A 382-nucleotide genomic window follows, 5' to 3' on the forward strand; every position below is an offset into this window, starting at 1 on the left:
GTCACTGCAATGTAAATACCGCCTTTGTTCATCTGTGGATAAAATGTTCGAAACGACATAATAATACCCGCTACATTTATCTTAAAAGCAGTCATCAAATCATCGATACTTGCCGTAAGCAAACTGTTTTCTCTATCGCTTCGCATCAATACGCCTGCTACATGAACCACCGCATCGATCTTTATATTTTTAGCTAAGAAGTCAGAAGCTACTTTCTGCATCGTACTTTCGTCCGCTACATCCGTATGGTAAGTCACTATATTATCGCTGTGAAAAAAATTCGAACTAACATTTTTCTTGTCAAAAACACCAGCAAAAACTTGATGACCTTGTTTTGCTAAACGTTCACATAAAACATAGCCTAAACCACGATCAGAACCTA

The 382-nt window shown here is 37.7% G+C and carries 1 protein-coding gene; it reads right to left on the bottom strand.

Going from position 1 to position 382, the window contains the following annotated elements; genetic code table 11:
• The coding region (locus tag FC19_RS11235) for an SDR family oxidoreductase (protein WP_157061329.1) at positions 1 to 382 on the bottom strand (382 nt) is incomplete at both ends.

It is taken from the genome of Liquorilactobacillus aquaticus DSM 21051, from assembly GCF_001436755.1.
In the GTDB taxonomy this organism is placed as follows: Bacteria; Bacillota; Bacilli; order Lactobacillales; family Lactobacillaceae; genus Liquorilactobacillus; species Liquorilactobacillus aquaticus.